The organism is Serratia liquefaciens (assembly GCF_027594825.1).
Taxonomy (GTDB): domain Bacteria; phylum Pseudomonadota; class Gammaproteobacteria; order Enterobacterales; family Enterobacteriaceae; genus Serratia; species Serratia liquefaciens_A.
Window position 1 is genome coordinate 94,677 of record NZ_CP088930.1, and the last position, 15,213, is coordinate 109,889.

At 54.6% G+C, this 15,213-nt stretch carries 16 protein-coding genes; 10 read left to right on the top strand and 6 right to left on the bottom strand.

The annotated features are described in order from the left end of the window. Window positions 1-3 precede the first annotated feature (3 nt). Window positions 4-363, bottom strand: coding sequence for an AprI/Inh family metalloprotease inhibitor (locus tag LQ945_RS00420; protein WP_044550933.1), 360 nt, complete (start codon window positions 361-363; stop codon window positions 4-6). A 418-nt stretch (window positions 364-781) separates the two neighbouring features. Between LQ945_RS00420 and LQ945_RS00425 the strand changes: the two genes are divergently transcribed. Next, window positions 782-2,392: a serralysin family metalloprotease gene (locus LQ945_RS00425; RefSeq protein WP_270102009.1), complete on the top strand. Its 1,611-nt coding sequence runs from the start codon at window positions 782-784 to the stop codon at window positions 2,390-2,392. 56 nt (window positions 2,393-2,448) lie between these two features. Here the strand turns inward: LQ945_RS00425 and LQ945_RS00430 are convergent, their stop codons facing one another. The 3 genes from LQ945_RS00430 to LQ945_RS00440 all read right to left on the bottom strand — a co-directional run bounded on the left by LQ945_RS00430 (window position 2,449) and on the right by LQ945_RS00440 (window position 5,519). Further along, window positions 2,449-3,456 carry an alpha/beta fold hydrolase gene (locus LQ945_RS00430; RefSeq protein WP_270102010.1) on the bottom strand — a complete coding sequence of 336 codons (1,008 nt, stop codon included), beginning with the start codon at window positions 3,454-3,456 and terminating at the stop codon, window positions 2,449-2,451. 82 nt (window positions 3,457-3,538) lie between these two features. Continuing rightward, a complete protein-coding gene (locus tag LQ945_RS00435; protein WP_270102011.1) occupies window positions 3,539-4,696 on the bottom strand; it encodes a phytanoyl-CoA dioxygenase family protein in 1,158 nt (385 codons plus the stop codon). Beyond that, entirely contained in the window at window positions 4,689-5,519 is an 831-nt protein-coding gene (locus tag LQ945_RS00440; RefSeq protein WP_270102012.1) for an SDR family oxidoreductase, read from the bottom strand. Before LQ945_RS00440 ends, LQ945_RS00435 begins: the two co-directional genes overlap by 8 nt. A gap of 161 nt (window positions 5,520-5,680) precedes the next feature. Between LQ945_RS00440 and LQ945_RS00445 the strand changes: the two genes are divergently transcribed. Next, on the top strand, window positions 5,681-6,721 hold the full coding sequence (locus tag LQ945_RS00445; protein WP_270102013.1) for a LacI family DNA-binding transcriptional regulator: 1,041 nt from the start codon (window positions 5,681-5,683) through the stop codon (window positions 6,719-6,721). Window positions 6,722-6,776: 55 nt separating this feature from the next. Here the strand turns inward: LQ945_RS00445 and LQ945_RS00450 are convergent, their stop codons facing one another. Together LQ945_RS00450 and LQ945_RS00455 are read right to left on the bottom strand one after the other, a co-directional pair. Then, window positions 6,777-7,946: a pyridoxal phosphate-dependent aminotransferase gene (locus LQ945_RS00450; RefSeq protein WP_270102014.1), complete on the bottom strand. Its 1,170-nt coding sequence runs from the start codon at window positions 7,944-7,946 to the stop codon at window positions 6,777-6,779. A gap of 150 nt (window positions 7,947-8,096) precedes the next feature. Further along, window positions 8,097-9,002 (bottom strand): DMT family transporter, encoded by a 906-nt coding sequence (locus LQ945_RS00455; protein WP_269934577.1) that lies wholly within the window; start codon window positions 9,000-9,002, stop codon window positions 8,097-8,099. A gap of 177 nt (window positions 9,003-9,179) precedes the next feature. Here LQ945_RS00455 and LQ945_RS00460 point away from each other — a divergent pair, with 177 nt between their 5' ends. The 8 genes from LQ945_RS00460 (at window position 9,180) to ddpX (ending at window position 15,204) form a co-directional block, all read left to right on the top strand. After that, a complete protein-coding gene (locus tag LQ945_RS00460) occupies window positions 9,180-10,049 on the top strand; it encodes a helix-turn-helix domain-containing protein (RefSeq protein ID WP_044550953.1) in 870 nt (289 codons plus the stop codon). Between the two features lie 17 nt (window positions 10,050-10,066). Beyond that, complete coding sequence (locus LQ945_RS00465) at window positions 10,067-10,504, top strand: glyoxalase/bleomycin resistance/dioxygenase family protein (protein ID WP_044550955.1); 438 nt, start codon at window positions 10,067-10,069, stop codon at window positions 10,502-10,504. A 305-nt stretch (window positions 10,505-10,809) separates the two neighbouring features. After that, complete coding sequence (locus LQ945_RS00470; protein WP_044552924.1) at window positions 10,810-11,259, top strand: MoaF-related domain-containing protein; 450 nt, start codon at window positions 10,810-10,812, stop codon at window positions 11,257-11,259. A gap of 10 nt (window positions 11,260-11,269) precedes the next feature. Then, on the top strand, window positions 11,270-11,758 hold the full coding sequence (locus LQ945_RS00475) for an ester cyclase (protein WP_270102015.1): 489 nt from the start codon (window positions 11,270-11,272) through the stop codon (window positions 11,756-11,758). Window positions 11,759-11,972: 214 nt separating this feature from the next. Next, window positions 11,973-12,518, top strand: a complete 546-nt coding sequence (locus tag LQ945_RS00480) for a hypothetical protein (RefSeq protein WP_270102016.1) — start codon at window positions 11,973-11,975, stop codon at window positions 12,516-12,518. 136 nt (window positions 12,519-12,654) lie between these two features. Next, a complete protein-coding gene (locus LQ945_RS00485; protein WP_270102017.1) occupies window positions 12,655-13,503 on the top strand; it encodes a GNAT family N-acetyltransferase in 849 nt (282 codons plus the stop codon). Between the two features lie 247 nt (window positions 13,504-13,750). Then, on the top strand, window positions 13,751-14,623 hold the full coding sequence (locus tag LQ945_RS00490; protein ID WP_044550974.1) for a MurR/RpiR family transcriptional regulator: 873 nt from the start codon (window positions 13,751-13,753) through the stop codon (window positions 14,621-14,623). Between the two features lie 17 nt (window positions 14,624-14,640). After that, window positions 14,641-15,204 (top strand): D-alanyl-D-alanine dipeptidase, encoded by a 564-nt coding sequence (ddpX, locus tag LQ945_RS00495; protein WP_270102018.1) that lies wholly within the window; start codon window positions 14,641-14,643, stop codon window positions 15,202-15,204. Window positions 15,205-15,213: the final 9 nt, after the last annotated feature.

Sequence of the window (15,213 nt, forward strand, 5' to 3'; positions counted from 1 at the left end):
GAGTTACTGGCGCGGCGTCAGAGAAAAGCGGGGCTTGCCGTTATGGTTCATCACTTCATAGCGTTTGGGGGCCGTCAGCGCCAGAAACGCTACCATGCTGCCATCGGCATTGGTCAGCGTCATGCCGTCCGGCGTCGGGCGCCAGGCCACTGGCAGTTCGGTGAGCGACAAGGGTTGCAGACACTGCTCTGAAGCGGTGAAACGGTAGGCATTAGTCCCCTCAATCAGTTCATCGCTTAATTCAACGTGGCAGGCTGGGGCTTTGCCTTCGGCATCGTTCAACTGCCAGTGCCCCTTCAGCGCAGAGGGGGCCAGCAGGGGCAGTGAACTGGCAAAGGTAGTGCTGCTTAACATAAGGCTCATAACAACTCCTGTCAGGGCAACGCGCCTGAGTGCGCGCAAAGAGAGAAATCTCGACATCGGCCACTCCTTACTGAAATCCGTTAATACCATAGCACGATCCTTGTTGCTGGGTGAGCCAAGGATAAGCGATTTTAATACTCGTTTATTCTGAATCAATGAATAACCCGCAGTATAAATGACGAGCAATTAAAGCCAGTAGTCTTCTTTTTATTGTGGTCTATATTTTTCAATCAATTGTTTTTAATTGTTTTAATGATTTTATTTGATTTGGAATGCCTGCTTATTATTGCACTGTTGTATGGTTGCGCCGTCAGACTAATTCCCTATGCTGGGTTGCGGAACTGGAATGTTCCCATTAGTTATTTTGATTGAATGCCTCACCAATTGAGTAAATTCCTATTGTGTAAAGGAGAATGCGATGAACCGCAATCACAATGAAATTTTGCAAGATGACGAAGCGTTTACCGGCCTGGCGGCCACATCCCCTCATGATCCCAACTATCAATTCTACTATCACCAAACCGGCAGCATCTATAACGGACTGGGCTATGGCGCTTATCTGACGTTGGATAATGCCAATCTCTACAGCAACCAGCGAGGCACCGGCCCGCTTACCACCTGGGGCAAGACCCGTGAAAACTACAGCTCCGAGCGCGCAGCCGATCAGCTGACTCGCAGTGGGTATACGCACAACGGCGACAACGTTTTCCATCAGCCGGCAGATCTGACCTTTTCCTTCCTGACCCAGGAAGCGCTGGATGTTATCGGCAGAACCGGAACGGGTAACAACGCCAATAAAGGGCTGGAGCCGTTGACCGAAGCGGCTAAAAGCCAGGCGTTAAAATCGATGCAAGCCTGGGCAGACGTGGCAAATGTCACCTTTACCGAAGCGCAGTCCACGGATCTGAACCACCGGGCGGATATCACCTTCGCTTATTACACCCAGAAAGCCGATGGTAGCGCAGCGGATGACAATGCCTTTGGTTACTATCCAGCCACCTCTAATCCTGCGGATGATAACAGCTACGCCGGTACGGTCTGGTTTAACAAAGGTTTTCTTACTCATCAAGCGCCGGTGCCAGGGGATTTCAGCAGCCAGACCTTCACCCATGAAATTGGCCATGCGTTGGGGTTGCTGCACCCTGGCGATTATGACGCTTCCGACGACAGGGATCCCACTTATATCGATGACGCCGTGTATTATCAGGATTCGGTTCAATACTCGATAATGAGCTACTTCAGCGGCAATAACACCGGCTCCGATACCAAAGGGGTCAACGGTTATGGCCCGATGATCGACGACATCGCCGCGATGCAGAAACTGTACGGTGCCAATATGGAGACGCGCACCGGGGATTCGGTTTACGGCTTTAATTCCAATACCGGGCGCGACTTCTTGACCGCAACGGCAGATAACGGCAAGCCGGTGAACTTTGCGGTGTGGGACGCTGGCGGTAATGACACGCTGGATTTTTCCGGCTACAGCCAGCAGCAGCTGATTAATCTTAATGACGGCGCATTTTCCAGCGTGGGCGGTGGCACGCAGAACGTGGCGATTGCCAATAATGCGGTGATCGAGAACGCCATTGGCGGCAGCGGTCGCGACGTGATCATCGGCAACGAACAGGCCAACCTGCTGGCCGGCAATGCCGGTTCGGACATGCTGTATGGCGGGTTGGGGGCGGACCACCTGTGGGGCGGCAAAGACGCCAATAACTTCGCCGACTATTTCGTTTACCTCAATGCCAATGAGTCCACCACTACGGCATTCGATGTGATCGAGGATTTCGAGCACGGGATTGACAAGATCGACCTCTCGGGGCTGCGTTTCAACAACAGCCTGAGTGAACTGCGGTTGATCGACAGTGCCGATAGTTTCAGCGGCCAGAAAGGCGAGTTTAAACTTAACTTCGATACCTTTAACGGCACGACGGATTTACTGCTGAATACCCATAACGACAGCTATGCGGCGGACTTCAAAATCCACGTTGTCGGCCAGGTGGAACAAAGCGATATTCTGTTTGCCTGAGTGCCACGCTTGATAAGGGCCTTACGGCCCTTTTACTAAAGCGCCATCCCCGGCCTTTAAGGGTTAAGAGCCTTGATCAGCGCCTGATTGAACCGTTCGGGCTCCTCCATTTGTGGCGCATGACCCAGGCCAGGGAATTCGATCAGGGTGGCGTGCGGGATCATTTTCGCCACCTGTTTGCCCAGCAGATTATAGTGACCGAGCCTGGCCTTGACCGCAGGTGGAGCGATGTCGCTGCCGATGGCGGTGGTGTCGGCGGTGCCGATCATCAAAGTGGTCGGCGTTTGCAGATCCTTAAACTCGTAGTACACCGGCTGGGTAAAAATCATGTCGTAAATCAGCGCCGAATTCCAGGCCACCAGGCGATGACCAGGCCCGTTGTTCAACCCGGCCAGCATATCGACCCAGCGGTCATATTCCGGCTTCCAGCGGCCAGCATAATAGGTCTGCAGTTCGTATTGTCGAATACCGGCGGCGGAGGTTTTCAATTCACGCTCGAACCACTGATCGACGCTGCGCCACGGCACGCCTTTGGCTTTCCAGTCTTCCAGCCCAATCGGATTGACCATCACCAGCCGCTCCACCGCCTGCGGGTACATCAGACTGTAGCGGGTTGCCAGCATGCCGCCGGTAGAATGGCCGACGATCACCGCTTTACCGATTTTCAGGTTATTTAACAGCGCGTGGGTATTGTTCGCCAACTGCTGAAAGCTGTATTGGTAGTGCTGCGGTTTGGTGGAGCTGCAAAAGCCGATTTGATCGGGCGCGATCACCCGATAACCCGCCTTGCTCAGTGCCTTGATGGTCTCCTGCCAGGTGGCTGCGCAGAAGTTTTTGCCGTGCATCAGCACCGCAGTACGGCCGTTGGCGTCGCCCTCTGGCGGAACATCCATATAGCCCATACTTAACTGCTGCCCCTGCGAGGGGAAGCTGAATTGTTGCAGTGGGTAAGGGTAGTGAAAGCCCTGCAGTTCCTGACCGTATTTTGGCGTTTCGGCAGTCACGCTGGCAGAAAAGGCGGCCAGAGCAGCGGCTAGCGCCACTCGACGGGTCAATCTCAGCATCCTGATGTCCTTATGAAATCGGCAAGAGTCTGAGTATAGCCGTAAAGGTCATGCCTCCCCGATGAAAAGGAGGCATGAAACGCTAGGCACTGCGCAACTGCTGTTGGCGTTCAAGCTGTTTGTTGAAGTGCGCGGGGGCCCAATCCGCCTGCAGCGCCTGCATCAGCAACTGTTGCTGGGTCTGCGGAGCCAGTCCGGCCAGCGGCGGATCGCTGTCCAGATTGGTGGGGAAAGAGTAGCCGTCTGCCGCCGCCGCGACGGTCGCCGCCAACTCCGCACCCAGCAGCTCTCCTGCTTGATAGCGCCGCAGTAACGCCGGATAGATCTGCTGCAGCAGATGCAAGCGGTTCACGGTTTCCATCGGCTTGCCGAATGCCGATGAGACCTGCAACAGATTGGCAATGCGCACATGGTCGCGGGTGACATTGTTGCCCGCAGCATGGAACAGCGCCGGGTTAAAGAACAGTGCGTCTCCCAGCTCCAGCGGCAGCTGTACGGCATGTTGCTGGAAATAGTCGATAAAATCCGGACGTCGCCAGGCCAGGTAGCCGCCAGGATACTGTTGCGAGAACGGCAGTAATTGAGTTGGGCCGGACTCCAGCGGCATTGCAGAATGCGCTACAGCACCTTGCAACGTCAGATACTGCGATAGCAGTTGCAACGGCAACGGAAAACGTTGTACGTCCTGATTTTCCTGAAAGCCCAGATGGTAGTCACGGTGCGGTTGCTGCGCCTTTCCCCCAGGACGCACTACGTTGACCTGCGCCGTCATTTGATACCAGGGGCCGAGCCAGGCTTCGCTGACCAACGCCAGTACAGGGTTGGCGTAGTAGTCAATAAAGGCGTCGGGATCGTGCTGGGCGGCCTTTTGCAGCGAATTCCAGATGCGGCCGTTATTGCCGGCGGCAGAAAAGTGATCGCCCGCGTTCCCTCTGGCGGCTTCTTCCTGGAAAATGGCCTCGAAAACCCGGTTATGGCGCTCTATGATGCTCTTGTCGGGATAGGTGTTTTTAATCACCAGCACGCCGGGGCCGGCGGATAGCGCCCGGTGCAGTTCGCTCAGCACCGCAGTTTTATCGGTTTGCGCACGCTCAATCAGCGTGCCAGCATGATAAATCAGCACGTTTTTTTGCGCGTCGGCCGCCAGTGGATATTCATTCAATGTGAGCGACTGCTCACATGTCTGGCCAAAGTCATCAACCGAAAGCCGGTCAGGCTGTAAAAAAAGAGTTTCAGTCATGATGTGCTCCCGAGTTCAGGCTCAGCGGGTGGTCCGGTTTGGGTGAACCGCCGTCGCCGCAGCCAATCACCCCCTGATCGAAGTCGACAACCGCGCCGGTCATCATTCCCGACTCCTCAGACAGTAAGAACGCCACCGCACGCGCCACTTCCCGTGGTTTCAACAAACGCCCAAACGGCTGTTGCCGTTCCGCCTGTGCTAACCAATTCTCATCGGCGTCGTGATACTGGCGCTGAATTTCATGCTCATGTGGCGTGTCCATCCAACCGATATTCAGGCCGTTTACCCGGATGCGGTTGCGCATGGCGCTAAAGGCGACGTTTTTGGTCAGGGTGATCAGTGCGCCTTTTGAGGCGGCATAAGGAGCGAGAAACGACTGACCGCCGTGCGCGGTAATGGTAATGATGTTAACGATGGAGCCAGCGACCTGATGCTTGATCATCACTTTGATGGCTTCCTGCATCAGGAAGAAGGGCGCGCGAATATTGACGGCGAAAATCGCGTCAAACAGCTCTGGCGTGGTATCGATTATGGTACCGCGGTCGGACATGCCGGCGCAGTTAACCAACCCATGCAGGGTACCGAAAGCGTTTTCCGCTTCGGCAATGACGTCGTGGCAGGCTGCCGGGTCGGCAATGTCAGCGGTGACGAATCGGGCATCGCAGCCGGTAGCGCGCAACTTCTCTGCCTGGGCGGCACCCGCTTTCTGATTGCGGCCGCAAAGCATCAGCCCGGCGGCCCCGCGCTCGGCCAGCAGTTGTGCCACCGCAGCGCCCAGCCCCTGGGTTGCCCCCGTCACCACGTAATAGTTTCCGGAAAACATTGTGTTTACATTCTCATGCATTGCGTCAGCCTCAGATAATTTTTGATATTAAAAATCAATGGTTTGTTTTTATCTTCATCTTGCTATTGCTAACCCTAGCATCTACATTTTGTTAACAAAACCTCACTGAAACCTCAAAAAGACCTCAATTTGGCGGCGGTATGAAATTCTCTATCAAACAAATTGCTGCGCAGGCGGGTGTCAGCAAGGCAACGGTCGATCGCGCGCTGCATCAGCGCGGCAAGGTGCATCAACAAACGCTGCGGCGCATTGAACAGGCGCTGCAGGATTTGGAGAATCAGCAGCGCAGCGGGCTTGCCAGCGGCCGTACGCTGCCGATCGACGTGGTGATGCACACGCCGCAGCGTTTCAGTCAGTTGGTTACAGATGCACTGTGTAGCCAGTTAAGTGCCTTCGTGCCGTTTCGCATTACGCTGCGCTTTCATATTTTTGAACAGATCGGCACCGCTGAACTGCAGCAGGTGCTGGAGCGTTGCCGTAGTCAGGGCTCCTATGGGTTGATCCTGAAGGTGAGCGATGAGCAATTGCTCAATGACCGCGTCGGTTTGTTACAGCAGCAGGGCATACCGGTGGTGACCATAGTGACCGATCTGCCGCAAAGTCGGCGCATCAGCTATATCGGCATGGATAACCGAGCGGCGGGCCGTACGGCAGCTTATCTGATGGCTCGCTGGTTGCCGCCGCAGCCACAGCGGGTGGCCGTGGTGATCAGCAGCCAGGGTTTTCGCGGCGAAGAAGAAAGAGAGGGGGGATTCCGTCAATGGCTGCGGGAAAGGGCACCGCACCTTAGCGTGGTGGACATTAGCGGTGGTCTGGGGGTCCATGCACCGACGCTGGCGCGGGTAACGGAAATGTTGCGCAGCCATCCGGATATTCACGCGGTGTACAGCGTTGGAGGGGGGAATTCTGCGATTGTCGAAGCGTTCAACCGGCAACAGCGGCCGCTGGCGGCGTTTATCGGCCACGATTTGGATCAGGAAAATCGCCAACTGCTGGCACAAGAGAGGATTGATGCGGTAATCGACCACGATTTGCAACGGGACGCGCGCAATGCCTTCCAGGCCATTTTGCAATACCACGGGTTTGTTCCCGGCAATATCGTCACGCACGCCTTTTCAAGGATAAGCGTGGTGACGCCGTTTAATCTCGGGAGGGTCGAAGACCCTTTCGCCGGCGCTTAATGCAGGAATTGTAGCCACCGGCGAACCGGTGGCAAGGGCGTGCGTAACAAGGTAATTACACCCAACCTTTGGCGCGAAATTCATGCAGCGTTTTAGCGACAAACGTCATTTCCTGCGGGGTGCCCAGCGAGATACGACACCAGGCATCAGCCGGTGGGAAAGCGCGGCCAATCAATATGCCGGCTTCCTTCATATGTTGCTGATACTCTTTTAGCGGCACGCCGAGCTGGTGAAACACGAAGTTTCCCTCTGAGGGGAGATAGGGGATGTTCAGTGCCTTCAGCGCATCCAGCAGGATTTGGCGTGACGTATCGTTGCTTTTTTTGCTATAGGCAATAAATGCCCGATCGTCCAGCGAGGCCAGGGCGGCATCGACGCCGCAGAAATTGATTTTCTCGCCGGCAACGTGGTTCGCCAGGCGGGCGATAATCGCCGGTTGCGCTACTGCATAACCAACGCGCATGCCAGCCATGGCGAAAATTTTCGAAAAGGTTTTCAGCAGGATAATGTTATCCGCGCCTTGCTTAAACAACGGGCCGACCGAACGAAAGCGTGGATCGTTGACGAATTCGGCATAGGCCTCGTCGACAATAAACAGGGTATTTGGCGGTTTGGTGGCGATCCAGGGTTCGATCAAATCTGCCGGAGTGATAGTGGCGGTGGGGTTATTCGGGTTGACCAGATACACCAGCGAGGGGCCATCGTAGTTTGCTACCGCTTGTTTTAGCCCGTTGATGTCGAACTGCCATCCGTCGAGCATCGGCACTTTGGTGATTTTCATGCCGGCAATTTTGGCGAAATGCTCGCCGTCACCATAGGTCAGTTCAGGGATCACCAGTTGGGTATCGAGCGTGGCGTAAGCCTCTACCGCCGCGCGTATCCCTTCGGAGGAACCGGCAGTCAGGAGAATGGCCGTATCCGGCACCTGATATTGACTGGCCAATTTGTTGCGCAAGGCGATAATTTCATCTTTGGCATAACGGTTGGCTTTCACTACAGCATCCCGCGCGGCGGCCTGTGCTTTGGGCGACATGCCAAGAGGGTTTTCGTTAAAGTTGATGCGGATTGGATGATCTGCCGTGGGCGTGACGAAAGGCGCTTCTCCAGGTGCCATGTCCGCCAATGCGCTGCGGTTCAGTCCCACCAGCGCAATACCGCCGGCCAGGGCCCCAGAGAGCTTCAGTAACTGCCTACGTTTCACGTTTAAGGTATCGCTTTCTTGCATGTGTTTGTTCTCCTTGTTGATTAAGCTGCGCAGAGAACAAGGCAGAAAACATGCCAACTTTTAATTCATTGATTTTATTTAATTAAAATAAATCGGTGCATTATAGTGCACCGTTGTAGGTCGGGTTACTGCACCATAATGCCCTTTGGGTTATGCCACCGGGCGCCGCCATAACCCAGCAAACCGGCCCGGTTTGGCAAACATCACCAGATTGCCAAGCAGGATCAGGCATAGGCCAATCACCGCATTGGTGTGCCACTGATAGCCTTCATACAGGGTTGAAATGGTCAGTGCCACCAGGGGAAACAGCAGGGTGCTGTAGGCTGCCGCCCCGGCGCCGATGCGGCCCAGCAGGCTGAAATAGGCCGCAAAGGCAATCACCGACCCGAAGATCGCCAGATACAGCAACGAGCCGATATAGCGGCTGCTGAACTCAATCTGGAATGACGCACCCTGGGCCAAAGCAATCAGCGCCATCAGGATTGCGCCGTAGCTCATGGCGTAGGTATTGGTGGAAAGAATGTCCAGCCCGCGCCGCTGGTGGCGGGAGCTGATCATATTCCCCAAAGAGAAGCCGTAGGTGCCAAGGGCGCTCAACCCGATGCCTTTCAACAGGTCCGGCGCCATTTGCGTCGCCATCAAATCTTGCCAGAACAGGGCGACAATTCCGGTCAGGCCCAGCACCGCTGCCGGCAGCAGGTTGGGGCTGGGGCGCTGACGAAAGAAAATAATGCCGTTAACGGCATTGAACAGCACCGCCATCGAGAAAATCACCGATTCCAGCCCGCTGCTGATGTAGGCTGCGGCATGGTAAAAACAGTAAAAGTTAAAGCCGAAAACGCAGCAGCCTTGCATGACGCAAAACAGATGGTCGCGGGGGGCGATACGACGCAGGCGCCGTGCCAACAGGAGAATGACCAACATCAACGCGGCGGAAACCACGAAACGGTAACTGATGGAAACGGGAATGGCCACCGGGCCTTCCTGTTGCAGGGTAATGGCAATCCAGGTGGTGCCCCAAATCAGCACCACGGCAAGGTACAACAGCACGTTCATAATTAACTCCGGCAAAATGGATAGGTTCAGTATCCGCCGCTGTATGCCACCGCGCTTTCAGCGCTTTGCGAGCAATTGCATATTCTTGCGCTTTTTTTGGCAAAAGCGCGTGCTGATGGCTGGTGTGGCAGTGCGCCACTCTCTACACTGGAAAGATTGAGCAAAGCGGGGTCGGTAATGTCCAGATACAAGGCGTTTGAAACGCTGCGGGAACATAAAGCGCAGTTGCACGACAGTGTGCGATTAAGCTGCGGGGTGGAACTGGCCGCCTGGTCCAACCGTGACGACCGCATTACTCAGGAAAGCGCGGAGCACCATACTCTGAGCCTGTATGTCGCTGACGGTTACGAGTGCTATCAAAAAGTGCCCGGAGGGTGGAGAAACGGCGGCGGCCCTGATCGTTTCTGCATTATGCCGCGCCAGTATGAATCGACCTGGGACGTACGCAGCGATCTGTCTTTCGTCCACCTTTACTGCACCGACAAGCACCTGCGCCAGGTGGCGGAACAAATCTGGGACCGCAGCCCGGCGTCGATAAATCTGGTGCCTAACGCGTTTGCCGAAGACCCGCAAATCACCTTGCTGTATCGCCAGTTTCTACTCAGTTGCAACTGGCAGGAACGGGCCAATCAGCTGTCCATCAGCAGCGCCACCACGTTGCTGATGACCTGTCTGGTTCAGCGCTACAGCGAACTGCAATGGACGCTGCCGCAGGTACGCGGTGGCCTGGCACCCGCCGTTGCCAAACGGGTGAAGGAGTATATCGAGCAGCATCTGGATCTGCCGCTGGTATTGGCCGATTTGGCCGCGCAGGCGGGGCTGAGCGAGTTTCACTTCGCCCGCATGTTCAAACATGACACCGGCCTGGCACCGCATCAGTTTGTGATGCGCGCACGGCTACAGCAGGCGGAGCAATTGCTGCGCCACAGCCAACTGCCGCTGACGCAGATAGCGCTGGAGTGCGGTTTCAGCTCCGCCAGTCATTTCAGCAATCGCTTCAAAGTGGCCTATGGATGTTCCCCAACGCAGCGGCGTCAGGGACGTTAACTTCAACAGGAGAGAACATGGAACAGCAGTTCGCAGGACTTGGCGTGTTGTTTGTCGCCGGATTTGGGCCCATTACCCAACAAACAGAGCACAGCAAGGCATTTTACGTCGATGCCCTGGGGTTGCCGTTAAAGCCGATGGAAGGCAATGCCGATTATCTGCTGAGCGAGCACGGCGCGCTGGAAGGCGTGAAGCACTTTGCTCTCTGGCCGCTGGCGCAGGCCGCGCAGTCGTGTTTCGGCAGCGATCGATGGCCGGCGGACCTGCCGGTGCCGCAGGCCTGGATGGAGTTTGATGTTGCCGACATGGCAGTGGCTACCCAGGGGCTGATTGACCGTGGCTATCGACTGCTGGTGGCCAATCGCCAAGAGCCGTGGGGCCAGAGCGTGACCCGGTTGCTCAGCCCAGAAGGGCTGTTGATTGGCGTCACCTTTACCCCCTGGTTGCGCGATTAATTGCCGCTTGCTGAATACCCTCTCCGCAGGAGGGGGTAAATATTTTTAGAAGACTTTATTATTAGCTTATTCAAATTTTCAATTAATAAGCTCATTGTTCTCGAACTGTTCTTAGATTAACTATGGTTATTCCTGTCATTAAGATAAAAGTGATGTCTATCACTCGTTATTTCCTTTCTTTATTAACTTAGCAAACTCATGGTTGCTGAAACTCTATAATTAAATAGAGACAATTCTTATATTCCCCTCTTCACGGTAAAATAATAATGATTCTCGTTTTCAACCAAGGAAAGGGAGAAGGAACTATGGGTAAATTAACAAGGGTGGGGATGGCGGCGTTAATATCCCTGGGAATGACGATGATATTGCCTACGGCAATGGCGGAGAATATCAATATGCCAAATAAGGAGACAGCGGCTCAGCGAATTCATTCGCAGTTTATTGCCGTCGGAAAAACCGTGCAGGTCACTTTCGGCGACTTTGCTTTCAAGCTGGATTTTACCGACGACAAAACCATGACCTTTACGGGGATTGGCGCGGCCTCACAGGGCGTGACCGACACCGTGCAATATACCGCGGTTGAGATCCGCACCGGGGTTTATATGGTCTACTGGAGCGAACCCAAATCCGGCGACAATGTCACCCATGTCGAGGATTTCCAGCGGGGTGAGGTCTATACCAATATCGCCAGTAAGGATGGGACCTTCACCCATCTGAAAGGGCAATTGAAAATCATAGGTCATTCAGGAAAATAAAGGAGCCACAATGAAAAAGGTATTTATCCCTTTGGTTATCGTCGGCAGCATGCTGGCCAATTACCCTGCATTGGCGGTTAAAAATAGCGAGCCACATAAAGTCGCTGGAAATAAAAACATTCATGATCAAAATAAATTAAAGGTGGTGGAAGATCTGTACGCCGGCTTCTTTAATAAGCATGATATCAGCGTGGCGCAGCGGCTGATTGTGGAAAACTACAAGCAGCATAATCCGTTCGTTGGCGATGGCATCAAACCCTTCCTGGATTTCTTCAGCCAGAATTTTAAAGATAACCCGCAGTTCAGCGCGAAAATATACCGCAGTGCCGTGAGCGGCGACCTGGTGTATGTCCACGTGTTGTATAAAAACAATCCGCAAGACCGCGGTACCGCCAGCGTGGATATTTATCGAGTGAACAATCAGGGCAAGATCACCGAGCACTGGGACGTCAATCAGGAAGTGCCGGAGACATCGGCCAACGACAACACCATGTTCTAACGCGACAGGGCCGCTCTGGCGGCCCTGTCACTCATTCAGCCCTTCAGTAACGAAAAACACTACGCGCAGCCCCAAATAATCCGCCATCAACCCACCGGGATCCCGGATTTTTCAGGTGAAAAAGTGATGTCTGGTTTTCAACGGCATTACATTTGATTTAAGCTTACTGCACTTAACTGATTTTATTATTGATTTTTCGTAAGGGATTAGAACGATGCCTCTACCGGAACGTATGAGACCGACTAAAGTTAGTAACAAAAAAATCAAAGAGCTGGTAATTGAAGTTGAACAGATACTTTCGAAAATTGATGAGGGCGTAAGTGAAGATGATGCAGTATTAAACACGATGATGGCTGAGTGGAACAACCAGGTAACATGCCCATATGAATTTTCAGATTTCAGGGATTTCTCATCATGGACTAGTGCAAAGGAGTTCACCCATATGGCTTTCAACTTGGAAAGGTTTTATGAGGATTTCACCTGGGATGAACTGGTTCAAACTATTACCTGTGTCTGTGACGTAAAAGCTAAGGAATCCGAACAAAATTTTGCTCTTTCATTGCTTGAGGAAAATTTTCATGGCAATCCATCCGATCTTATTTTTTGGCCAAATCATTGGTTTCAAAATCCAGATATGCTGCATGTCGAGCTGACATTTGAGGAAATTGCGGGGTATCTAATGGCCCGTTCAGGAAGGAAGTTAGCTGATGCTCCTGAAATCAAGCTGAAGTATCCAATTCCAATGAACGACTCTCAATAATTTTCGACATCCAAATTGCCCCCTAACTACACCCCCCTGGCGAGTTATTTCCGCTGGCGCAAGTTTGCCGATTGCCATCGGCCAGGTTGTCATGGTGCTATAGCAGCCAATCAGACTTGTTCAGGAGAAGTGGCTAATGACGTTTACGCTGCGAGAGATGGGGGCGGCCGATGTAGCGCCCGCGCATGTGCTGTCGCAAAAAATACGCTGGCCTCATCGGCTGGAAGATTGGCAGCAGGCGTGGTCATTGGGGGACGGAGTGATCGCTGAATCCGCCGGAGAGGTGGTTGGCTGTGCGTTGCGCTGGCGTTGGGGCGAGCAGCGCGCCACCTTGGGGTTGGTGATTGTCGCCGAGCAACATCGTGGGCAAGGCATCGCCAGAGCCATGCTGAAGCGGTTGATAGCCCCTTTGGCCGACTATCAGCTTCATCTGGTGGCGACCGATCAGGGCAAGCCGCTGTATCGGCAATTGGGGTTTATCGAGCAGGGATTGCTGGCGCAGCACCAATGCCGGGAGATGCCGGCACGCCGTAGCGCGCCTTTGCCTCCGGGGTTAACTTTGCGTCCGGCATTGCCGCAGGATCTTGCCACCCTGGTTGCGCTGGATTTCGCCGCCAGCGGCCTGAGCCGCCAACCCCTGTTGGCCGCAATATTGGCAAACGCCGAACAGGCACTGGTGTTGGAACAGCAGGGGATTATCGTCGGATTTGCCTTCCGCCGTCGTTTTGGTCACGGCTACATGATTGGCCCAGTGGTGGCGCCTGAGCTAACAGGGGCTATTGCCATGGTTGATGCCTTATGCCTGTCTTGCCAGGGGGAGTTTGTGCGAGTGGATACTCCTCAGGCCAGCGGCCTCAGCCCTTGGCTGGCCGGGCGCGGTTTACCCTGCGTCGATACGCCGACCATCATGGTGCGCGGTGTGCCCCATAGACCGGATTGCGATGTTGCACAGACATTTTCATTGGTTTCGCAAGCCTGGTCATAAAATTGAAATTAAGGGTTCAGGGTGGTGCATCGTGCGATGCATTGCCCAAATGTTGTGCAATAGTTATCAACTGATGACTATGTTGTAACCGCAGGTTTTTGTCGTTCCTGCGTCGCCGTACGCCGCCGCGCGTGAAATTTCCCTCAGCAATCCGCAATTGGCACAGGCCATGCATTGTCATCATCTCGCTTTGTTATCTGAGTAACAAAGTGGGGTTTGGTGACAACTCAACAACAGCGGGCGAACTATGGCTGAGCATCCAGATGTGATTGCACAAATAGAAGCGTCATTTGCGGTGCAAACCCCCACCGGGAAACGCATTGCCGGATATCTGCTGGCCAATTTGGCGCAGGTGCCGTTTGAGACCGCTGACAGCATAGCTCGCAGTGCTGCTACCAGCGGCATTTCGGTCGGGCGCTACCTGCGCAGTCTGGGTTACCGCAACCTTGAGGACTTAAAGCGCACCTTGCGCGAGCAGGGTACGGCTTTGCATCAACCCTGGGGCGTGACCGACCGTCTGGGGGCTTACCGCCGTCGGCGCGAACAGCCGCAACCGCAAAAATTACGTCAGTCATTAACGCTGGAACTGGAAGCGATCGAACACGTTTACCAATTGGCCGGCGGCGAAGCCTTTGCGCAAGTCAGCCGCCAGCTGGCGCAGGCGGAAGCGGTGTTTGTCATGGGCATTCAGTCGACGCGCGGCATCGCCAATGCCTTTTACAGCCATCTGGAATATCTGCGGCCCAAGGTCTATTACGCGGACGGGTTGTCCGGCACCTATGTGGAGTCGCTAAATTCGGAATTCAGTGCTCCGTACCTGGTGCTGACGGACACGCGCGCTTATTCGACCATCGCACAAAAATACTGTCAGGCGGCCTGTGCGCGTGGGCTGCGGCTGGCGCTGATTACCGATATTTACTGTCCCTGGGCTCGGGATTACCCGATCGACCTGCTGCAGGTAAAAACCGACACCGGTCAGTTTTGGGACTCGCTGGCACCGCTCAGTTGCCTGTTCAACCTGCTGCTGTCTTCGGTGCTGGAACAGGGCGGCGCAGCGGTCGAGCAACGGCTGGCCAGCAACCGAATTCTGCAAAAAGAGCTGGGGCAATTTGAATCTTAACCGCATGGGAAAACGCAATGAGTGACAACGTAACATTAACCGATCTGGCCGAAGTCTTCCCAGATCTGCCTATTGAGTTGAAATATGCCGGCGCCGACAACCTGACGGGCCGGCCGATTTACCGCGAAAGCCGCTGCCTGCTCCATCCCGATGCGGTGCAGGGGCTGACGCGTTGCCTGCTGGCGGCACGGCTGGCCGGTTTTTCCCTGCTGGTGTTCGATGCTTACCGGCCGCAGCAGGCGCAGGCGCTGCTGTGGCAAGCCTGTCCGGATCCGCAGTATGTCACCAGCACCCAGACCGGTTCGCACCACAGCCGGGGGGTCGCGATCGACGTGACGCTGCTGGACGCCGCGGGGGCCGCGTTGAATATGGGCACCGGCTTTGATGAGATGAGCGAAAAATCACATCCGTTTTACCCCGACTTCCCTCCGGAGGTGCAGCGCAACCGGCTACTGCTGAATGCGGTGATGGCCGCCGGAGGTTTTCGCGGGATCGCCAGCGAATGGTGGCACTTTGAGCTGCCCAACGCCGGGGATTATCCGCTGCTGGCCGATCGCTTCGGCTGTTTTTCTTACGATTAAAACAACACA